This is a genomic window from Pseudomonadota bacterium (genome assembly GCA_026388315.1).
GTDB lineage: Bacteria > Desulfobacterota > Syntrophorhabdia > Syntrophorhabdales > Syntrophorhabdaceae > MWEV01.
In genome coordinates this window covers 14,699-36,868 of the sequence record JAPLKA010000024.1, presented here as the reverse complement: position 1 = coordinate 36,868, position 22,170 = coordinate 14,699, and the positions used below count along the sequence as shown (strand labels likewise).

Annotated in this window: 23 protein-coding genes; all 23 read right to left on the bottom strand. The window is 42.4% G+C overall.

All coding sequences use genetic code 11. From position 1 onward, the window contains the following. Nucleotides 1-106: 106 nt before the first annotated feature. Nucleotides 107-322, bottom strand: a complete 216-nt coding sequence (locus NTX75_02315) for a hypothetical protein (protein ID MCX5815063.1) — start codon at nt 320-322, stop codon at nt 107-109. Between the two features lie 54 nt (nt 323-376). After that, nucleotides 377-844 (bottom strand): chemotaxis protein CheW, encoded by a 468-nt coding sequence (locus tag NTX75_02310; GenBank protein MCX5815062.1) that lies wholly within the window; start codon nt 842-844, stop codon nt 377-379. 287 nt (nt 845-1,131) lie between these two features. After that, nucleotides 1,132-2,952 (bottom strand): chemotaxis protein CheA, encoded by a 1,821-nt coding sequence (locus NTX75_02305; protein MCX5815061.1) that lies wholly within the window; start codon nt 2,950-2,952, stop codon nt 1,132-1,134. 3 nt (nt 2,953-2,955) lie between these two features. Continuing rightward, nucleotides 2,956-3,327: a response regulator gene (locus tag NTX75_02300; protein MCX5815060.1), complete on the bottom strand. Its 372-nt coding sequence runs from the start codon at nt 3,325-3,327 to the stop codon at nt 2,956-2,958. Nucleotides 3,328-3,331: 4 nt separating this feature from the next. Next, the gene (locus NTX75_02295; protein MCX5815059.1) at nt 3,332-4,159 is read right to left on the bottom strand and encodes a protein-glutamate O-methyltransferase CheR; all 828 of its coding nucleotides are present in this window, start codon (nt 4,157-4,159) and stop codon (nt 3,332-3,334) included. Nucleotides 4,160-4,172: 13 nt separating this feature from the next. Beyond that, nucleotides 4,173-6,005, bottom strand: coding sequence for a HEAT repeat domain-containing protein (locus tag NTX75_02290; protein MCX5815058.1), 1,833 nt, complete (start codon nt 6,003-6,005; stop codon nt 4,173-4,175). An 11-nt stretch (nt 6,006-6,016) separates the two neighbouring features. Next, nucleotides 6,017-7,054, bottom strand: coding sequence for a chemotaxis response regulator protein-glutamate methylesterase (locus NTX75_02285; GenBank protein MCX5815057.1), 1,038 nt, complete (start codon nt 7,052-7,054; stop codon nt 6,017-6,019). Beyond that, on the bottom strand, nt 7,038-7,928 hold the full coding sequence (locus NTX75_02280) for an HDOD domain-containing protein (protein MCX5815056.1): 891 nt from the start codon (nt 7,926-7,928) through the stop codon (nt 7,038-7,040). Before NTX75_02280 ends, NTX75_02285 begins: the two co-directional genes overlap by 17 nt. Before the next feature lie 42 nt (nt 7,929-7,970). After that, nucleotides 7,971-8,708: a FliA/WhiG family RNA polymerase sigma factor gene (locus NTX75_02275; protein ID MCX5815055.1), complete on the bottom strand. Its 738-nt coding sequence runs from the start codon at nt 8,706-8,708 to the stop codon at nt 7,971-7,973. Continuing rightward, a complete protein-coding gene (locus NTX75_02270) occupies nt 8,709-9,452 on the bottom strand; it encodes a MinD/ParA family protein (GenBank protein MCX5815054.1) in 744 nt (247 codons plus the stop codon). Next, the gene (locus NTX75_02265; GenBank protein MCX5815053.1) at nt 9,419-10,480 is read right to left on the bottom strand and encodes a hypothetical protein; all 1,062 of its coding nucleotides are present in this window, start codon (nt 10,478-10,480) and stop codon (nt 9,419-9,421) included. Before NTX75_02265 ends, NTX75_02270 begins: the two co-directional genes overlap by 34 nt. Beyond that, on the bottom strand, nt 10,477-12,528 hold the full coding sequence (flhA, locus tag NTX75_02260) for a flagellar biosynthesis protein FlhA (GenBank protein MCX5815052.1): 2,052 nt from the start codon (nt 12,526-12,528) through the stop codon (nt 10,477-10,479). The genes NTX75_02265 and flhA overlap by 4 nt, the downstream gene beginning before the upstream one ends. Continuing rightward, nucleotides 12,529-13,593, bottom strand: coding sequence for a flagellar biosynthesis protein FlhB (gene flhB / locus NTX75_02255; GenBank protein ID MCX5815051.1), 1,065 nt, complete (start codon nt 13,591-13,593; stop codon nt 12,529-12,531). 2 nt (nt 13,594-13,595) lie between these two features. Continuing rightward, nucleotides 13,596-14,366: a flagellar biosynthetic protein FliR gene (fliR, locus tag NTX75_02250; protein MCX5815050.1), complete on the bottom strand. Its 771-nt coding sequence runs from the start codon at nt 14,364-14,366 to the stop codon at nt 13,596-13,598. After that, a complete protein-coding gene (gene fliQ / locus NTX75_02245) occupies nt 14,367-14,636 on the bottom strand; it encodes a flagellar biosynthesis protein FliQ (GenBank protein MCX5815049.1) in 270 nt (89 codons plus the stop codon). Nucleotides 14,637-14,766: 130 nt separating this feature from the next. Continuing rightward, nucleotides 14,767-15,525, bottom strand: a complete 759-nt coding sequence (gene fliP / locus NTX75_02240) for a flagellar type III secretion system pore protein FliP (protein MCX5815048.1) — start codon at nt 15,523-15,525, stop codon at nt 14,767-14,769. After that, nucleotides 15,522-15,788: a flagellar biosynthetic protein FliO gene (locus NTX75_02235; GenBank protein ID MCX5815047.1), complete on the bottom strand. Its 267-nt coding sequence runs from the start codon at nt 15,786-15,788 to the stop codon at nt 15,522-15,524. Before NTX75_02235 ends, fliP begins: the two co-directional genes overlap by 4 nt. A gap of 5 nt (nt 15,789-15,793) precedes the next feature. Further along, nucleotides 15,794-16,105, bottom strand: a complete 312-nt coding sequence (gene fliN / locus NTX75_02230; protein ID MCX5815046.1) for a flagellar motor switch protein FliN — start codon at nt 16,103-16,105, stop codon at nt 15,794-15,796. A gap of 25 nt (nt 16,106-16,130) precedes the next feature. Continuing rightward, a complete protein-coding gene (gene fliM / locus NTX75_02225; GenBank protein ID MCX5815045.1) occupies nt 16,131-17,105 on the bottom strand; it encodes a flagellar motor switch protein FliM in 975 nt (324 codons plus the stop codon). A 9-nt stretch (nt 17,106-17,114) separates the two neighbouring features. Further along, nucleotides 17,115-17,642: a flagellar basal body-associated FliL family protein gene (locus NTX75_02220; protein ID MCX5815044.1), complete on the bottom strand. Its 528-nt coding sequence runs from the start codon at nt 17,640-17,642 to the stop codon at nt 17,115-17,117. 248 nt (nt 17,643-17,890) lie between these two features. Then, nucleotides 17,891-19,852 carry a flagellar hook-basal body complex protein gene (locus NTX75_02215; protein MCX5815043.1) on the bottom strand — a complete coding sequence of 654 codons (1,962 nt, stop codon included), beginning with the start codon at nt 19,850-19,852 and terminating at the stop codon, nt 17,891-17,893. Nucleotides 19,853-19,878: 26 nt separating this feature from the next. Next, nucleotides 19,879-20,493, bottom strand: coding sequence for a hypothetical protein (locus tag NTX75_02210; GenBank protein MCX5815042.1), 615 nt, complete (start codon nt 20,491-20,493; stop codon nt 19,879-19,881). A gap of 9 nt (nt 20,494-20,502) precedes the next feature. After that, the gene (locus tag NTX75_02205; protein MCX5815041.1) at nt 20,503-22,098 is read right to left on the bottom strand and encodes a hypothetical protein; all 1,596 of its coding nucleotides are present in this window, start codon (nt 22,096-22,098) and stop codon (nt 20,503-20,505) included. Nucleotides 22,099-22,170 lie beyond the last annotated feature (72 nt).

Genomic DNA, 22,170 nt, shown 5'->3' with positions numbered 1-22,170 from the left:
TACGGGCTTTCTAATTGACCGACAGTATTATTTGTGTCCTGATTGAAACAGATGAACATAAGTAAAGGTTACTGATGGGAAAAATTTTCCAGGGTAGGTATTTTTTTCACACTACGATATCAACACTACGATGTTCGTTCATATCTTCTGATTTTTCATTTTTTGGCGGCGCTACAGGTTTCTTCGGCGTATGCTGATGACCCTCATGTTTTTGTTCTCCCGCGACTTGCCTTTTCAACTGGACCTGTTCTCTCGAAATAGATAACTTTTTATCTATTCCCTTGATTTGAGAAAGAAGGTTCACATCGAATAATTCATTCATATATAACTCCTGACAGCAACCGATATACCATAACCGTGCAAAACGTAAAGCACCCTAATTAAGGTTTATTTTTTCAATCCCTTTCCGTTCAGAATTGGTAAAAACCTTTTCCAGCTCAAGGAGGATTAAAAGTCTGTCTTCCAGTTTGCCAACACCTTCGATGTAATCAGACTCAACACCTCCAATAATCGATGGGGGTGGTTCAATAGTATTTCTGGGTATCCTTAGAACCTCTGATACGGAATCTACAACAAAACCAAGTACGATCCCATCCAGTTCTATCACAATAATCCTTGTCGCCTTGTCATATGCTTTACTCTCAAAGCCAAGCTTTTTTCTCAAATCAATAATGGGAATGATTTTTCCCCTCAGATTGATAACCCCTTCAGTAAAGCTGGGCGTATTCGGTATTTTTGTTATGTTCATCATCCTGTTGATTTCCTGAACTTTCAAAATATCAACACCAAACTCGTCATTTTCCAGCTTAAAGGTAACAAGTTGTAATATTGCATCGTCATTCATGTGGCACCTCCTCTTACTTTATATTTTCGGCAATTTTCTCTACAACTTAAATTTTTTCGTAAATAATACCAATTCGGATTCAAAGATAGCACCCAGAGGGTCCCCGGGCGACGAGGAGGAGGCGACGGAGGCGCGGGGCACCAGCTTGCGGGTCGCAGTACGTCGAGAGACACCCATTTCATGGGTACCCGGACGATGGCAACGAAGAGGGGTACCCGTGTCCAAACACGGGTCTATGAATGAAGGCGAATTGGTATAAACAAATAACGACACAACTTCACGCCCGTTTACTGTTGCAATGCTACGGGTTGGCCTTCATATTTTTCTTCCTTTTTCTTGTGGATTTTATTCATATAACTACTGTTTATCATTGCCGGTATATCGAGAATCAAAATAACCTTACCATCACCGCTTATCGTAGCGCCACATATCCCATTTATGTTTCCCATGAATTCACCAAGGGGCTTTATTACTATCTCCTCTTGTCCTATCACCGAACTAACCTTAACGCCTACGATTTTCTCGCCTATTTTGCAGATTACAAGGTATCCGCCGTCACTGCCATTGACACCAATCGACATAACCTTTGACACATCCACGATAGGAATAATGGTATCTCTCAACATCAATACCTCGTTTTTATTTACAGACTTGATGGATTCTTTCTTCAATTTTACCAGCTCTATAACATTGCTCAGGGGGATTGCATACAATTCTTTTCCTATCTCAACCATCAATGCCCCCATGATAGCAAGAGTTAGTGGAAGTTTAATCGTAAGTTTTGTCCATTTACCCTGTTTAGAATCAATGTAAGCCTGACCGTTCATCTTTTCTATGTTCGTCTTTACTACGTCCATTCCAACGCCTCTCCCCGAAACACTGCTCAACTTTTTGGCAGTACTGAGACCGGGAATAAACACCAAATTCATAATTTCTTTTTCTGTCAAATCCTTCAATTCAGATTCATTCATAAAACCTTTCTCGACAACCTTTTCTTTAAGCGCCTCGAGGTTGATACCTTTTCCATCATCCTTTATGTCTATAATAACGTGGTTACCTTCGTTATAAGCACTAATCGATAACAGCCCCTTTTCCGGTTTACCCTTTTTATTGCGTTCTTCCGGTGTTTCAATGCCGTGATCTACAGAGTTCCTGATGATATGCGTCAAAGGATCGTGCAGCAATTCTATCAAAGACCTATCAAGCTCTGTTTCTTCTCCGGTTATTTTTAAGTCGATCTCCTTTGTAAATGTATTACACAAATCCCTTACAAGTCGCGGAACTTTATTAAATAGTTTGCTCATGGGAACAAGCCGTGCCTTCATTATTGAGAGCTGGAGTTCGTTTGTAATAACTTCAAGGTAATTTGTTACATCTTCAAGATTATCAAGCGTGCTATTCGTGCTTGAGTCCCTTTTTGCCATATTATTGACCATTATGAGCCTGTTTCTTCCAAGCACAAGTTCACCTACGAGATTCATAAGCTCATCAAGCTTCTTAACATCTATCCTTACTGTTTGATCATCTTTGCGCACCTTCTGATTCGACAGGATATTGTCTAATTGCTTGTCGGTAATGAGTTTCTCTTCAACAACAATTTCACCTAATTTCTTGTTTTTATCTTCTTTCTGTTTATCAAGGACATTTTCGAGTTCCTTTTTTGTGATAATCTTCTCTTCAATAAGGATTTCTCCAAGCATCTTTTTTTCAACTTTGCTCAAGATTTCCAGTTTATTCAAGATTACACTGGTATCCTGTTTTTCTGCACCATGTTCCTTTATTTCTTCTATCATTGTCCTCATCAGGTCCATCGCTTCAAGCAGGGTATCAGCTATCTCCTTATCAATAATTATTTCTCCCTTTCTTATCATACCAAGCAAGTCTTCAGCCCTATGGGCAAGATTTGATAAAGCACTAAACCCCAGGAAGCTCGAAGTCCCTTTTATTGTATGGACCGCCCTGAAAATACTGTTGATAGTCTCCTCATTCTGGTTCTGTTCAATCTCGACAACATCCTGGATTGCATTTTCAACCAGCTCACCCGATTCAACGATAAAATCGTTGATTATCTCCTGCATTTCGTCGTCTTGCAAAAATTCATTTCCCATCGCTTATTCCACCCCCATCAAAAGACTTTGAACTTTATATAAAAGTATATTCGGCTGGATAGGTTTATTTAAGAATAGATTGACACCGGCTTCCAGTGCCTGTCTTTTCAACTCGTCATCTTTTGTCGTAGTCAGCATGATAATTGGCGTATCCATGTAATAGTAATTGCTCCTCAGGTTTTTCGCAAATTCTATACCGTCCATGTTCGGCATATTGAGGTCTACAATGATGATATCCGCTTGAACATGGCTCAATTTTTCCATAGCGTCTATTCCATCTTCTGCTTCTGCAATGATATAATCCTGTTTTTTTAACACATAGGTTAACAATTTTCGTATCGTCGGTGAGTCATCAATAATTAATATTGTTTTCATAATGTTATCCTTTTTGATAAGTAGTTGTCCCGGGAAAAACCAAGGGTTTAAATGCCCTTGAAAGGTTATGGAGAGACTCAGCGTGGCCGATGGTAAGGAATCCCGGCAATTTCAGACACTCATACATGTTATCAATGACCTTTTTCTTCATCTTGTCATCAAAATAGATAAGAACATTCCTGCAAAAGATGACGTCCATATGCTTGTACGTCCGGTATGCATTCGCATCCATCAGATTCATAAAATCGAATTTGACGTATTTCTTCACAATGTCTTTCAGCTTGAAAACCCCCCCCTCTTCGACAAAATATTTTTTGCGTATGGCTTCATCTATATTCCTCACGCTGTATGAACCAAATACCGCTTTCCTGGCAGATTCCAGGACTTTAGGGCTTATATCCGTCGCAACGACCGTAAATGAGATGTTCCTCTTCAGCTTTTCCATCATATCAAGGAGAATAATGACCAGCGTATAGGCCTCTTCTCCTGTAGAGGAGGCAGCGCTCCAAATCCTTAACTGGGTACCTGCGCCCTTACCGTTGAAGTAATGTTTCTGCATTATCATTTTGAACGCATCAAGCTGGGGAGGATTCCTGAAAAAGCTTGTTTCATTTGTGGTTACCGCATCGAAGAGACTGAGCATTTCCGACTTCGACTTTTCACCTCCGTATTTCAGGAAATAATAGTAATCTTCATAGGTGCTGAAACCGTGCTCACTCAGTCTGTTCGTCAGCCTGCTCTCCATCAGGTAGGTCTTATTCTCGGCAAAGAATATGCCTGTCTTTTCATATATAAAGTCTCTCAATAAGATGAAACTCTCTTTTGTCAGCATCTTACCTCTCTTTCTAAAATCCCTCGAGTCTGCCTATGACAAACTCTGCTGTAGATCTTACATCGTTGTCGTTGCTTTGAACAAAAGGATAGATATGTTCAAGCGCCCTCACATCATTCAAATCCGCTAAAGCCTTTATACAGGCAATTTTTATGATGCTGTTATCGTCTTTTAGCCCATTTACAAAAGTATCAAAGAGGGAACCATCTTCAAAGGTGCTTAAGGCTGATAAGGCATAGTACCTTGTCCACAATTCCTTGTCCGTATCGTGGAAAATCTCCTGTAAACGATCTCTGAATATGGTGAGTCTCTTTTCCCTTATCACCTTCAATGTTTCATGGGGAATATTTTCATCCGTTAACAACTTCACAAACATGGCCATATATCTCTCATCGTCAAGGAAATGCCCGATTACACTGATAACAGCCCTTCGAATCTTATCGTCCTTATCGGATAAGAGCTTTACAACAAAGGGAAAATTGTTATCGGCATCTCCAAATTTCGCCACCGCAAGATACAGTTTCTTATCATCATCGGAACCATTATTCACAAAGGTCCTGATGAGTTCCAATCCATTATCGAAATCGAGTCTCATGAGGGCTTTCAGTGCATGTATCCGTACATCAAGAAAGTCCTTCCGCACCGCTGTAATGACGTCATCTTTCATTACCTCCAATGACATTATTCCGATTACTGTAAGCGCATCAGCCCTTACATGGCCATCAGGATCCTTTATCGCCTCTTTGATTACGGAAAGACCACCCCCTTCTAAGAAAACGGGCAGATTTTTTATGATCTCCCGTTTCACGTCCATGGAAGTCGCAAGAAATATTTTCAACAGCAGAGCCTCGGCAATTTTCACCCCTGCAATTTTACAGCTCTCAATCACGGGCATTGCATAGCCCTCATTCTGTTCCACATAGTATGCAATACGGTCTTTCCATACATCGCTCAAATGGGCAAAAACATTTAAGACTTCAGTGTATTCTTCGTCGTCAGGGTTCATGGAACTCAAAACATAAAGAATCGCGTCGCAGGCTTCTGTCCGCCTGAAATGCGCCAAAAGCCGTATGAGACTTACCGGTTTCCCCGTGTCATTCCTAACACTGTTGAAGAGGTGTTCGAATACTTCTTCGCCCATCCTTTCTTTCATGTTCTCGAATGTCTCATCATCGACCTTATCCAGAATAATATCAACAAAAGCACCTCTCTTTTCAGGCTCCCATCTTTTCAGAATATCGAATATTTCATTTTTTATTTTTTTGTCGTTAAACCCCATAAGCTCCTCGCAGGCTGCCAATGAGACCTCTTCGCTCCCGTCTTTAAATATGGCAAGCAATGGCTTAATCGCCCTTTCATTGCCGGTTTTCCCCAAGGCTTCTGTAGCAGAAAATGCTATCCAGTCATCATCATGTAATGCCTCCAGAAGTGCATCTACTGCAATTTCGTCATTAAAACTCCCGAGAGCAATACATACGGTGTTTCTTACATTAGGGCTTTCATCGTGAATCTTTTTTATTAATTGAGGTAATGTACTTTTCTCCTTGAGTGTCCCGAGGATTTCCGCTGCATATACCCTTACATCTTCGCTCTCATGATCAAGGAGGGCAGCTACTGCTTCAATGTTGTGATGTCCAACCTTTTTCAAAACCTCCCATGCGGACATCCGTGCCTGGGTAACGTTGCCATCCAGGAGAGGGATAACCTGTTCGATGACTGTTTTGTCAGGGAAAGCAACCAGGGTTTCTATGGCCTTTTCTTTGTCAAAGCTGTCCCCCTCCTTCAATGCCTTGATAAGGCGTGCCATCTTCCCTTTACTTATCTGTCCGTTTTCTTGTTTTTTCATAGGCCCGTTCCTCACAAGTTTTTGATTATTGCCTCAGATATCTTATCAAGGGGCAGTACGGCATCCGCCATATTTGCGTTTACCACCGCCCTGGGCATCCCATATACAACGCATGTATCTTCGTCCTGCGCAATAACGTAGCCATTTTTTGATTTTATTTCCTTTATTCCGACCAGCCCGTCATTCCCCATGCCTGTTAATATGACACAAAACGACTCTGCACCATATACCTGTGCAGTAGAACTAAAAAGAAGGTCCACAGAAGGTCTATAAATATATTTTGCATCATTAACAAACTCTACAACTACTTCATTATTTCTTCTCTTGATACTCATGTGAGAATCACCAGGCGCAATCAAGGCAGCTCCAATCTTTAGGACTTCCCCATTTTCTGCCTCTTTTACTTCAATTTGAGAGATATTGTTTAACCTCTGTGCAAAGGATTTTGTAAATAGCTTGGGCATGTGTTGTGCAATCACTATGGGTACTGGAAAATCACTTGGAATACTTGAGAGAATATGCTCTATTGCAGGTGGACCACCTGTTGACGCGCCAATAGCGAGAACGCTATGCTTAATCCTATTTGGACTATTCATTGTGACTGGTTTTCTAAGAAGAGTGATCCTTCTCAGCAAATACATTGTTTTTTTCTTTGCCACTGTTTTTACTTTATTAATTAATTCGTTTTCATTTCTTGATATCCTTATAGAAAAATTTGAAAAATCCTTTGCTATAAAGTCCGAAGCACCAATATTCAGGGCTTCAAGGGTAACCTCGGCACCTTCCTTGGTAAGTGAGCTAAACATGATCACAGGAAGCGGGTTATTATTCATTATATGCCTTAGCGCTTCAATGCCGTTCATTACAGGCATTTCAATATCGAGCGTTACAACGTCTGGTTTCAATACTTCAATCCTCTCGATAGCCTCCTGTCCATTCTTTGCCGTGCCAATCACCTCAATTTCGCTATCGCTTTCGAGCATTTTCGTGATCATACTCCTCATGAAAGCCGAGTCGTCCACCACAAGAACTTTAATCTTCGCTGCCATTTTCAGTTCCTTTTAATAAATTGTTTGTACTTTTTAAGGCATTGTATATCATCTGGAATAACTCAATTTCTTCACTCGACGAGAATGCACGTCTGAATTGAGTTATCTTCTCTACAAAGTCCCTATGGGACATCATAAAATTGATAAAACTATCTATGTCATTTTTAAAATCAATCTGCCGTGACAGAAGGTTCCCGAGATACGTAGCTGCCACATTTCCCTTGTTTTCTTCAGCCATTTCGGGACAATGATGATACCTGACCCCGTCTGTTACGGATTTCGGTATATGCCAGATATCCAAAAGCATGGCACCTATAAAACCATGATCAAAAGAAAAAACCTCCCGCTCCGCATCGAGCCTTGACTTGTTCTCATTTTCCATTAAGGAGATTATTTCTCTCCATTCATCTTGAAAAAAGCGATAGATGACAATGATTCCAACATCATGCATTATCCCACTGATATAGACCTCGTTAGGATTTCCAAGAAAGGCTGATGAGCTTATAGTTTTTGACAGCACTCCGCATAACGTCGAATGGTTGAAAAATCCCTTTGCATCAAATATTTTGTCATCTTTATTTGCCAACGTGAGAAAAGGCATCTGTAGAACTATATGGGAAAGCTGTTCGCAACCTATCATTGCTATGGCATGTTCGATAGAAGAAATTTTTCTTAAACCACCTGTGTTGAAATAGGCGCTACCGGCTATCCTTAAAACCTCCCCGACCATAGATGGATCCATATGTTTTGCAATATCCGAAGCAGAGCTCATGGGGTCATCGATAATATTCAATATCTCCCCAACTATATTTGAAAAGGTAGGCAAAAGTTCAACCTTTTTTAATCTTTCCATTATTTTGCTGTCATAATCCATAGATTACCATCCAAAATATTATCGAATTATTCCGGTAGAACTTTAGCGTGAGAGTTGTTTTTTTGTGATCGATCTCAAATTTAGTATTGCCTGCGAGTGAATCTGGCTGACCCTTGCTTCAGTAATACCAATAGCTGCTGCAATTTCCTTCATATTCATATCTTCGTAATAGTAAAGGCTCAAAACCATTTTTTGCTTTTCTGGAAGTTTATCAATTTCTTTCGCAAGTATCCCCTCTATTTCATGAAATTCCGCATATACGCTCGGATCATTGGTTTCATCCACAACATATCCGATGATCTTTTCTCTGCCTTCGCCAACACTCTCGTATATTTCTTCAAGACTCAGAACTGAGAGATTCTTAAAATCTTTTATTAATGATAGGTAGTCTTCCAGACTGATGTTCAATTCTTGAGCTATTTCTTCTTCTTCAGGGTGCCTTCCAAGTCTGATTACGAGTTTCCTGATTACCTCCTCTATCTTTTTTGACTTAGACCGTGCATTTCTCGAAAACCAGTCCTTTGCCCTTAATTCATCTATCATTGCACCTCTTATCCTGAGATATGCAAATGTTTTAAGTTTTACCCCCCTGCTCGCATCATATTTTTCTATAGCCTCGAGCAGTCCCGTTATTCCCGAAGCAATAAGGTCGTCGGTGGTGGTATTATCTTCAAAGCCTCTAGATATTTTATAGGCAAGATGCTTTATTACAGGGAGAAATTCCTCGATTGTCTTTTCTCTTTCGTTTTCTCCTCTATTAGAGTATGCCCACTTTACCATTCAGGATACCAGCTTGTTACAAATTTTTATGAGTGCCTTTGTAGCTTGTGTATCTGGATAATGTTCCACCCATAATTTCTGTTTTTTAGTTGCGAGGCGTACATTTGCATCAATCGGAATATAGCCCATATAATCCAGGTAAACATTTAAAAATTGATCCGAAACTGTTAGCAGTTTCTTATAAATACTCAAGGCCTCTGCCTCGTCTTTTACCATATTGGCAATAATATTGAAATCCCTTCTCCCCGTTTTGTTGTGCAAGACTTTAATTACCGCATAGGAATCAGTAATGCTTGCAGGGTCAGGCGTTACTACAATAAAGATATTTTCGCTGATTGAGTTAAAATAGATGACGTTGGATGATATCCCCGCCGGGGTATCAACCAGCAGAAAATCATACTCTGCTAATTCCTGCAAGGAAGATAACAAAATATTCCTTTGTTCATCGGTAAGGCTTGAAAGTTCGGCTATTCCTGATGTTGCAGGAATAATTTTGATACCATGGGGGCCTTCAACAATGATTTCATTAATGGTTTTTCTGCCCTCTATCAAATCTTTAATATTGAATTTAGGAGACATACCAAAAAAGATGTCGATATTACCAAGGGATAAATCAGCGTCAACTATGTACGTTGACTCCTTGTTGGCCCCTAAAATATATGCCATATTCGTAACTATGGATGATTTGCCAACCCCGCCCTTTCCACTTGTTATTGTAATGGTTTTTCCTCTTCTCTTTTCCATTTATTACCCTCAAAAAGAATTTTATAAAACAGCTCTTTACTTGGCATAACAATATCTCTAATATTTGCACCGGTAGTAAAGCAGCAAACAGGCTGTCTTAACATAATAAGGTTATGGCAGACATGGCCCAGCGTCTCTTCCTCATCGAGCTTGGTGAATATAAGCTCTGCAGTATTTAAATCGTTGAATTGATTGAAATAGTTTCTTATCTTTTCATCTCTTGCCCCTGCAGGCAGGAGTATGATTCGCTTCACGTCCTTTAATTTTTCAACAATACCTTTTTGAAGAGTTATGTGACCGGGAATATCAATAATCTTTTTTCTACTGTCTTTTTCGAGAATAGAGCATAGTTCGTCAACTTGAACGGTGAATGAAAATGGTATTCCAGCATTTTCCGAAAAGGTTTTCAATTCATCACAACCTTCACTGTTCACAGGATCATATGCAACTATTGAGACCGATTTTCCCAGCGCAGAGCGCATCATAGCGAGTTTTTTTGCGGTTTGCGTTTTTCCTGCACCGGCTGGACCCAGCAAAATAGCAGAATCGTCTGTACCCGTAATGTCGCTTATTTTAATTTTCTCTCCTAAGAGGTCTTTCAGAAAATAGTTGGCTATAATTGTTTCTTTTGCCAATTCGCCTATATTACTGTATACTTCCGAGACAATGGTCATAGCGAGCTGTGCATTAAAACCGTTTTCAACCATCTTGCCGTAAATGAACCTCAGCGGTAAGGGGTAAGATTTCAACCTGTCCATGATAATCTCTGACTCGAGTAGAGAGATTTTATCCAGAAGTAATTTTGTCGTACAGTTCCATATATCTTCAGTCTTTTCCCTTGTCCTGACGGGGTCGTATTTACCGGGTTGGAAACCGTTTTCAACAGCCACTGAGATTTTACAGGTCTTATGAGAACCGCTTTTGATGTTTTCCTTAACATCTACAATAATGGTGTCAGGACCATGCTCGCTCTTTAAAATTTCAATACCCTTTTTTACATCATCAAAGATATAGGTCTTAACTTTCATGATATCTTTACAACCCCTAACGTTTGAATTCTGATTTGCGGGGGGATTCCGTTATGTGAAATCACTGTAATCCCTTGGATATATCTCTCAAGGAACCTTCTTAATTTTAATCTAATCAACGGATGAACGAGTAAAACCGGCTGCATATTCTGTAGGATCGCCCTTTTTACCTCGTTACCCAAGCTTTCAATAAAACGCTGACTGAATGCAAGGTCAAAGGAGAATAGACCCCCCTGGTCCTGGGGTTGCAAGCTGTTAATAATGGTTTCTTCAACTGTTTTATCAATAATAAGGATATTCAAAACCCCATCAACAATATATGGTTTTATGATACTTCTTGACATGCGCTGCCTGATATATTCTGTTATGACATCAGGATCCCTCGTTGTGAATGCTACATCGGCAATAGCTTCAAGTATCGACACGAGGTCCCGGATCGATACCTGCTCCCTGAGCAAATTTTGCAGGACCTTCTGTATAATGCCGGTATTTACCTGAGCCTGTGCGAGTTCTTCTATAACCTTTTGATGTGTGGAAGATACCATTTCCACAAGTTTCTGCGTCTCCTGTCTTGTCGTAAGCTCGTGGGCATTGTTGCGAACGATTTCTGTTAAGTGGGTAGCAATGATTGTGGGATGGTCTACAACTGTGAAGCCCTCTGCAACATACTTTTCCCTGTCTTTTTCTTTTATCCAGATCGCATCAAGATTAAAGACAGGTTCTTTTACAGGGATACCTTCCATCGTTTTCTGTTTTTCCTCGGGCCCCATGGCCATGACATGTCCGAGAAACAGTTCTCCCCTCCCCATCTCAATGCCTTTAAGGAGAATAAGGTACTCGCTTGCCTTTAACTGGAGATTGTCCCGTAATTTCATCGGCGGGACTACAATACCGAGCTCCATTGCAATCTGTTTGCGCATTGCCTTTAATTTATCGAGGAGCTCCCCGCTCTGTTCTGCATCCACAATGGGAATCAGCCCATACCCGATCTCCAATTCGATAACTTCCAGAGGTTGTATAACTTCCCGCTCCTCTGCCTCAACGGGAGCAATATCGGGAAGAGTTGTAATCTCTTCCTCTTTGTTCTTGTTCATCAAATAGCTCGTGCCGAAGGTAAAAGAAGAAAGGATCAGAAAAGGCATGAGAGGGATACCGGGAATCATTCCGATGGATAAAATGATGACTGAAGCCAGCACCATGGCCTTGGGCTGCTTGTATAACTGGTTAATGACATCTGTTCCGAGATTCGCGTTGCTAGCCGCCCTTGTGACGATGATGCCTGCAGCGGTTGATGTCAGGAGGGCGGGAATCTGACTGACGAGACCATCACCGATGGTAAGGATGGTATATATGGTGATAGCATCATCGACAGGCATTCCTTTCTGGACTATTCCAATAATCAACCCGCCTATGATATTGACAAATATTATGATGATACCCGCAATGGCATCGCCCCTCACAAACTTGCTTGCACCATCCATGGCGCCATAAAAATCGGCCTCCATCTCAACCTGTTCTCTCCTCTTCCGCGCATCCGTATCGCTGATAAGCCCTGTGTTCAGGTCGGCATCTATACTCATCTGCTTGCCGGGCATGGCATCGAGGGTAAACCGTGCGGCCACTTCTGCAACCCTGCCTGCGCCTTTTGTAATGACAACAAAATTGATAATGACAAGGATCAGGAAAACCACCCCGCCGACAACATAATTGCCGCCGATGATAAATGTTCCAAAGGCCTTGATAATCTTTCCTGCAGCATGGGCACCCTCATCACCGTGAACCAGTATCAGCCGTGTGGATGCAACGTTCAGAGAAAGCCTGAAGAGGGTGGTGATGAGCAGGACAGAAGGGAAAACCGAAAAATCGAGGGGTTTCTGAATATACATACCGATAAAGAGGATGATGAGTGAAATGGATATGCTCAGGGTAAGAAAGATGTCGATAAAGAAACTGTTGAGGGGGACGATCATGATAAGTATGACAAAAACAACACTTATCGCGACGAAGATGTCGCTTTTCTCTTTTATGGCCTTAACGATACCGTTCATTTACAACCTCACTCTGTTCTTCTTGTATACCTCTGCAAGAAGTTCAGCAACGATGATGTAAAACTGTTCAGGAATATAGCTTCCAATTTTTACAGAGTAAAAAAGTCCCCGTGCAAGGGGTTTATTCTCCATTAAAGGAATCCCGTGCCGGTTTGCCACTTCTCTTATCTTCTCTGCCACAAAACCGGCACCCTTTGCCACGACCATAGGTGCAGACATTTCACCTATTTTATATGAGAGGGCAACGGCAAATGTTGTCGGGTTGGTAACTATTACATCTGCTTTTTTTACGTCCTCGATCATCCTTCTCCTTGACATATCCCTCTGGAGGCTCCGTATCCTCGATTTTATCTGAGGGTTGCCTTCTCTCTCTTTGGACTCCTCTTTGACTTCCTGCTGGGTCATCATGAGGTCCTTTTTGTGCTGCCATTTCTGGTAGAAGAAATCCAGTCCAGCAATGAAGAGCAGGATAACGCTCACCTTTACGGCAAGAGAAAATGCGGTCTTCCCGCAATATTCAATGATCGATTTAATGTCCTGTGAAGACAGGGAAAGCATGGCCGGGAGTTCCTTAATAATGAGGGTATAGGCAATATAGATTAAGATAACAATCTTGATGATGGATTTTAAGACTTCAACGGCCGATTTTTTTGAAAAGAGTTTTTTGATGCCTTCAAAGGGGTTGAGGGATTCCAGCTTGACCTGCATTGCTTCAGAACTCCACATGAACCCTGTCTGGACAACATTCCCGAATATGGAAAGTGCAAAAATGAGTCCGAAAACCGGCAAAACAAGTTTGAGCCACTTAAAGAGGCCGAAGGACAGGATACCCTGGATATTGGAGATGTTCACATCAAGATCAACGCTCTTTACATAACTTATGTATACCTTGAACATCTCGCTGAACCCCTGAGACATGGAAAAATAGAGAAATATCGATGTGAACAGGATGATAAGACAGGCGGATAACTCCTTTGACTGGGCTACCTGACCCTTTTTCCTGGCCTCTTCAAGCCGCTTATCGGTAGGCTGTTCTGTCTTTTCCTGAAATGAGTCCCCCGCCATACCTACACCATAAACCTCATGATCCTTAAAATCTCCGTATCCATGCCCCTGAAGATTGCGGCAATGTTGGGCACAATGGCGCTGAGAGAAAAGGCAAGGATCATCATCGTTATAAGGATTTTTATCGGCATCCCCTCAATAAAAACATTAACCTGCGGGATCAGTTTGGAGAGCAGGCCAAGGGCAATCTCAATAACAAAAAGGGTCACAATGATCGGGGCGCCAATTTTGAGCCCTATGGAAAATATCTTGCTCGTCAGCCCAACGATATGGTTCATCAAGGCCTCATTGAGCGTCAGTGTGCCCACGGGCAATTCCCTGAAACTTAATAAAATCCCTTTAATGAGAATGTGGTGGGCATCTATTGCGAAGAAGACCATGACGGCAAGCAGATTCAGGAATTGTTCCAGAACAGATGACTGGGACATAGTGAAGGGGTCCATAACGCGGGCAAAGGAAAAGCCGGTCTGTATGGCGGCAACCTCACCGGCCACATAGACGATAGCAAAGAGTGTCATCACGAAAAAGCTTATGGTCAGCCCGATAAAGACCTCTTTCAGAATCAGTAATGCCATGAAATAGGGGTCACTGTTTAAGGCGGCGTTTATCGTGACCACGTCGAAGAGCAGAAGGGAGATGCTGAGGGAAAACCCGATTTTGAAAGGTAATGGAACAGATCTCAACGAAAAAATGGGCAAAAACCAGAGGACTGAGGCTACCCTGAAAAATATTATAATAAACTTCAATCCGTCGGCGCCAAGGCTGGTAAGCATTTATCTCACATACATGGGGATATTGGTCAGGAGATTGGTCGTATATGAAACGAGGATATTCAGCATCCACGGGAACAGGACTATCATACATGCGGCAATGGCAAGTATCTTGGGAACAAATACCAGTGTCATTTCATGTATCTGTGTTGCCGCCTGAAAAATGCTGACCAGTAGCCCCACAACGATCGATACCAGTAATGCCGGGGCCATTACAAGAAGTGTTGTTTTAATAACCTCCCGAAAAATCTGAACAATTAAATCCTGACTCATAAAAACCTCCGCATTAAGATTTCGGACTTGGAATTTGAAATCCCTTGAATCTGCTTTAGCTCTCTGCTCTCTGCTCTCTGCTTTTTTACGCTATACGCTATACGCTGAACGCTGAACGCTGAATCATTCATTAATAAAACCCCTTCATCAATGAACCTATGAGCAGGTTCCACCCGTCCACAAGGACAAAGAGCATGAGCTTGAACGGTAAAGAGACAAAAATAGGCGGGAGCATCATCATGCCGGCCGCTAAAAGCACGCTGGCCACTACCATATCGATGACAAGAAAGGGAATGTAAAGGAGAAACCCTATCTGGAACGCCCGTTTTAATTCACCAATCGCAAATGCCGGTACCAGTATGCGAAGAGGGATTTCGGTGTCGCCCTTCGGTCTTTTCAGTCCCGCTATATTCATGAACAGTGCCAAATCCTTCTCTTTTGTATACCTCAGCATAAAGGTGCTTATCTCTTTAGATGACTTTGAGAGAAATTCCTCATATCCTATTTTATTGTCCATATACGGAGAAAGCGCATTGGCATGGATCTTTTCATATGTGGGCGCCATAACAAAAAAGGTCAGAAACAGCGAAAGTCCGATGACAATCTGATTGGGAGGGAGTTGCGGAATCCCGATGGCCTGACGCATCATTGATAACACGATGACAATCCTTGTAAAAGAACTCATGAGGAGGAGTATTGCCGGGGCGAAGGCCAGTATGGTAAGCAATATGACAATGCTTATAAAGTTTTTTCCGCCTTCAGCGCCCGCAAAGGAGCCAAAAATATCGAGCTTTGCCTGTGATTTTTCCTTTGGTGCAGCATGTGCACCAGGCACGAGAGCCACAAAAAATATCGATGCAACAACCATAAGGACGATAATAACTTTCATATGCGACTGTCCTCTTTTTTCCATTGGGTCAACAATGACATCTCTTTCTCACTGACACCGACGACAAGGACATAATCCTTTACTTCAAGGACAGAAACAAATTTTTTATATCCAAGATGTATTGTATCCACTTTCCTGAGACCATATGTCGTATCCTTTGGCTTCAGATTCAATTTCAGTTTGCCGGCATACCTGTACAACAGGATCATGACAGCGATCATCCCCAGAAGGATAAAAAACACTTTTATGATACTTGTATACATGTCAATCATGCTAATGTCTGAACCCTTTCTTTCGGTGTAACGATTTCGATGATTCTTACACCCAGCCTTTCATTCACCACAACAATGTCTCCCCTGCCAAGGAGTTTCTCGTTCACATAAATATCAACAGATTCTCCGGCAATTTTGTCCAACTCTATCGTTGACCCCTTCGACAGCGACAGGAGTTCGCCTATAGCCATCTTTGTCCTTCCTATCTCGACAGAGATCTCAATTGGTATATCCAGAAGACTTTCAAAATTTAACTCAAATTTTTTTGAAGTTTCTGGTTGTTGATTTTTTATTAAGGGTTCTTCCATGGTACCTCCTCCTCTTAAGCCGTCTTTAATGAACCGGCCCTTCAATTTGTATCGCTTTGTTCCCTTTCAAAATCCCAAGTTTACCTTTAAACTTTGTTTTACTGCCGACCACTATATCAACCGGGTCATTCACATATCTGTCCACAATGATTATGCTGTCTTCAGTGATACCTAAAAAATCCTGTAGAGACATTTTCTTCTTTCCGAGTATTGCCCTTATTTCAAGCGGCACATGCAAGATACCTTCTTTCATTTTTTCAATCCATTTTTGTCTCATTTCCATACCCTCTCTTGAAGGGGTTGAAATCAGATAATCTTTGATGGTTTCAAGGATTCCGTAAGGTACACACATTTTTATCCAGCTATTAATATTGTCAATCTCAAGTGAAAATTGACAAAGGCTTACGGTCTCATCCTGGGAAATCATGGTGACATAATTGGGATTCATTTCAGACCTGGAATATTTGCACTTTATCTCGTAAACTGGTGCCCATGCTTTTTCCATCTCAACCGAAACGATGTCCGCCAGCTTTTTGATTACATTTAATTCAATCTTTGTAAACTCCCTTCCCTCAATCCTCGGAAGGGATACACCTGTACTTCCGAAAAGGGCCTCTAATACACAAAAAACCATCTTTGCATCGAATATTATAATGAAAAATCCATTTAAGTTTTCTGTAGTAATGATGTTCATATTTGTAGGCAATGCCAATGTCTTAATAAATTCTCTATATTCTAAGTGCTGAACGGGATTTTGCTCAACCTCAACATCTCTCCCGAGAAAAAGTGAGAGGGCAGATCGAAAGGATTTTGAAAACCTTTCGTATATGAATTGCAACGCCGGCAGACTATCTTTTTTGCCTCTCGTGTATTGGACAAGATCGAATGGCTTGACTTCTTGTTTTTGTTCAGGCTCCGCTTCCTGCTCTGTCTCGATTATACCTTCCGACAGCCCACCCAACAATGCATCGATTTCTTCTTGCGATAATACCTGTTCCATCTGTTATCCTCATTGAATAATAATATCAGTTATATATATCGCATTAATATCTGTAGGTTTTTTGAAGAGACCCTTGAGTGTATTATGTACTTCCTGTCTAATGACATCCCTGCTGTTTACGCCCATAAGCACTTCTGTACTCTTGGACCCAAGTATGGAAAGGATGTTGTCTCTTATTAAGGGAGTCATTTTTTTTGCTTCTTCTAAGGCCTTGATATCTTTCAGTTCTATACCTATCGATATTTTTGCAAATTTTGAACTATTTCCGGCGATGTTAAAAAGGAAAGGTTCAAGAGACAGCATTGGCCCTATTGTTCTTTCCATCTTCTTTTCATGCTCTTTTGGCTTTTCCCCATTTTTATCTGGAGGCTTTTTGAAAAATATTCCCAGTATTGTATCGCCGTAAAAGAAATATGTGCCCCCGATACCCAGACAAAATACAACACATACAATAAGTAGAATAAACTTAAACTTGCCCTTCTTCTTTTCTTCTTCTTGTGGTTCCTGACTCTCGCTTGTTACTTCTTCCTCTGGCATACACTCCTCCTGCAAGATAACTGATGAGCAATATATATGCCATGGGCATAACACCACAGTAGAACCAATAATATTAATTAGTTATGGACTGCAGGTTCGAGGTTTTCTCTTCTGAGTTTATAGAATTAAAGCGTGAGTGTCGGGAAACAAGACAAAATAGTCACATCTTTGACAGGTATGGTATCAACATAATTTTAAGAATAAATCGAAAGAGAAGGGTGGCTATTACGCCACCCTTCAATTAAAACCTATCTCTTCAGGTTCATAAGCTCCTGCAGTATCTCATCCGATGTGGTAATAACCCTGGAATTAGCCTGGAATCCTCTCTGGGCTACGATCATCTTCACGAATTCCGTTGCAAGATCAACGTTTGATTGTTCAAGGGAATTGGGGTTTATCTTTCCGGTCCCGGAAACACCCGGTGCATACTTATATGCATCGCCTGTTTTGTTGTTTGCAGAAAAAAGGTTATTCCCTTCCTTTGTGAGTCCCACAGGGTCGCCGAAATTTGCAAGGGTTATCTGGTACTGGTCAATAATCTGCCCGTTAGAATAATGGCCTGAAATGATGCCCTCAGCATCTACGGAAACACTGGTGAGGGTTCCAGGAGGGAACCCGTCCTGGGCCTGGTAGTTGGTTGCTGAGTCTATGGGGTATTGTGTCAGGGGGTCTTTCGTGGTGCCGCCGGAAATAGCCGAAAGTGTTCCGAAGGACAGATTAATGGGCTGGTTCTGTTGGGCAGGTGTAGTAAAATTAAAAAAGACCTGATGGTTGGAACCCTCGCCCTGCAGTACGCCCGCATCATCGAATGTAAGGTCACCGGATAAAGCCAGGGTATTTTCGCCCGCTGCCGCATCGCCCGCTCCCACAACGGCCATCCATTCCCATATGCTGTTCGATGATGCATCTATATTAGACTTCCTGAAATATGCTGTAACGACATGTGACTGGCCATTGGAATCATACACGGTTATGGCGGAAGAATAATTCGCAGTGGCTGTGGGGCTATCCACGTTAAAGCCCGAAACGTTGAATGTCTGGGTACCGGCGGCAACGACTGAGCCGGGAGTGATATCAACGCCTAAATCCTCAAAGTTGGCTATGCTGGTTCCTGCCGTTATCACTTTGCTTTCAGAGACCGTATCTCCAAGGGTCACTCCATCGGCCTTGAGCCGTGTGACCGCAACGGTCAATGTATTGACATCGTCCGTCCCGCCTGTAAGCGCTGCACCGCTTGCTGTTAGAGTAGCCGCACCCTCCGCCAAAGCAACATTACCATCCGTTCCTGCCGTGATAGCTTCTAAAGTTTGTACCGTGGCGGTGTTGGTTGTTGCTGTGACAGTTGGATGCGCAGCAGCACAAAAGTAATCTGTGCCTGGAGTTCCAGTATGATTGATTGCAGACTTTAGATTGTCCAATGTCGTTGCCGCATCCGCACCGATGAGAACATTGCCTTCGATCGCCGGGACAGCAACAAACGTGTATATCTTCCCTGCGATAGTGACGGTGTCACCGGCGGTGACATTGACTCCGGACGACGTAACGGTGCCCGTTGCTTTCACGGCTGGAGTAGTTAATACTGTGGTGGCTGTATAATCACCGGCAATCGGCCACTTTCCGAGCGTATTGGTTACCGAGGCAATGCTTCCCGTTCCAGCGGTGGTAGCGAGACTGCCTACGGACCCCTTCCATACAGCGTTCGACTGGAGGTTTACCGTCATATCGATTGCCGTTGTTATCTGTGGATCGCTTGGTTTTTGTGAAATGATTACATTTGTATCAACACCTACTGCCTTCTGGGTTGTCGTGTCTATCGCTTTACCCTGTAAAATAAGCCCTGTAGGATTAGCAAGGTTGCCATCCTTGTCGAATCTGAATTGTCCTGCCCTTGTATAATATTCTGTCATATCGCCTTCAGGCCTTTTTACAACAAAAAAACCCTTCCCGCCAATGGCAAGATCCGTAGGCTCGGTTGTGCTTTCAAAAGAACCCTGGGCAAACTGGGTATCAACCGCAGTCAGCGTGGAACCGCGGCCAACCTGGCTTGCACCCGCCGTTCCATTTATGGACTGATACAAAAGGTCCGAAAAGGTTGCCCTGCTTCCCTTAAATCCGATAGTATTCACATTGGCAATATTATTTCCAACCACATTTATCGCCTGACTGTTTGACATCAAACCGCTGATCCCTGAGAACATAGAGCCTAACATAGTGTACCTCCTATTCTTTTATTTGTTTAATATATTTGTTTAATCTTGTCTGTTGAATAACTTTCCCCGCTGCCCATTACAAGAAGAGGTATGCCGCTGCTCATGTCTATTCCTGCTACAACCCTGCCCACATTTGTTGTGCACCCTACAGACGTATTGTTTTTCGTGGCCGCCGCAGTCATCGTCACAATATCAGTGCCGTCATATGTGTAAACAAGGGCCTCGCCTTTATTAAACGTCACTTTATTGATGGAACCATCTGTTTGACTCGTTAAAGTAAGTACCACTTGATCATAATCGCCACCCGGCGTTAAATAAACTTGATCTCCCTTTGAAAGCGTTGTACTGTCTACATTCACTTTTCTCCCTATTGTGTTTATCCACTGCATCATATTTCCCGTCTCAGATGCCTTTTTCATACCGGCAAGCGAGTCTGCGATAGTCTGCAACTGTTCAACCTGGGTAAGCTGCGAGAGTTGGGTTAAGAACTGGTCAGGCTTCATGGGCTCTAACGGGTTCTGATACTTGAGTTGTGCTACGAGGATCTTCAAAAAAGCGTCTTTGCTCACAAAATTGGCCGGCGTAGTACTGCCGGTTGCGGTCGTGGTATTGCCGGTGCTGTTTATCGCTGAAATGCTCATAGTACCTCCTTATGCCTGTGTTTCCAGCAACTCAAAAAAATTATTCTGCGCTTTGCCATTTGCGGCGCCCCTCCTGTTTTCCCTCCTGTTTTCTCTTCTTTCAAAGCCGCCATCACTGTCGGGATTTACAAAAATATTTGCATTTACGTTCTTCATTTCCAGATTCCGGATAATAACTTCCTTGTTGGCCTGCAGCAGGTTCATAATCGATGAGCTTCCCGTTTTGATTTCGACAAAAATCTGTTGACCTTCACGCTTGAGTCCGATGAGTAGACTCTCCTTCTCATTTATATTCATCCTCATCACCATATCCATAGGTGTATTCCTTACCTGATTCTGCCCGATAATCTTTTCAATTCTGTCTGTAATCATGGATGCGAAAGACCCTTTTTCAACAGTCTGCGTCCCTTTTGCCTCAGGGGATTGATCTGCTTCAAAATGGCCGGATTTTGCAAAGGGCATGTAATCGTTTTCTTTGAATGAAAATTTTGTATCCTTCTGCGGCGCTTCGATGGTCTCGTTTTGCAATCCTGCTATAATATTCTTCAAGATACTGCCATTCTTTTCGCTCGCAGCATTGAAGCCTTCGGCGAGCTTCATTTCATCTACAACCTGTTCTGGAATCCGGAAATTCATGTTCGCATGAATATTCTTTATCTCCGGGTTCTTGTTTATCATCCCGTCTGTTTTTAGCCTCACATCCATGTCCGCCGGCATATCTTTATCTCCGGCAAAGGGTGGCATGGTGCTGGCTTCAACGGAAACACCGGTTTCAATACGGTCTGTCTTTGTGGAGGCCATATGGTAAAGTCTGGAACCTTGTGTGTCTCTAAAAGAGAAAGCGCCGTCACCCTGTATCCTTTGCTCTGTCATGTCCGGCGTGTTTTCCTGAACACCTTCACTGCCGGCAACGGCTTTCTGCTGCTGAGCCGCCATGTTCATGGCCCTGTACAGCAATACAGGGATATCCATAGAGGGATCCGGTTGAATGGGTATTCCATGGGATTGAAGCATGGCAATTATGTCCGGTCTCTCTAACAGTTTTTTAATTTCACCCGATAATGTTTCCCGCCCCGGTTCATCGGAAGAGGAAGCGGACAGGCTGTTTCCGGCCCCGATAGATACCGGAATCACGCCTTCAATTGGATTAAATATTTTGCATAATTCATTACATAATATAGCCATTGCTTCTTTATATGGAGCATCTTCCTTATCACCCTGCGTAGCGTTTGTGCTGCCCGACTTCGGGGCCTCGATACCGCTCTCCGGTATACAGGACATGGCTTCGGGCGCGATGTTTAACCCGAACGCGGACAGGATTGACATCAGAACGGCCGATACATCTTCCCCTGCTTCATCCGGCAACTGAAGGGCAGTAACAACCTGCAGGGCCAATACAGGGAGAGAAGTGCCTTTATCGATATTCAGCGGGATACCGGACTGCATTTGAAGGTTTGCCGTGAAATCCTTTCCGATGATATCCTTCAGAACATTGAGAAATTCATCGGGTCCCGTTTTTCCGTCAGAAACGTTTTCACCTGTAAATGGAATTTTTTCAGAACCCGAGAAACATCCAGATAAACCATTGATAAGAAGATTTTCCATACCCAATATATATAACAAAATGCGTGCCAAACTTATTTATTGTTTATTTTCAATATGTTGTTGTTTTTGGCA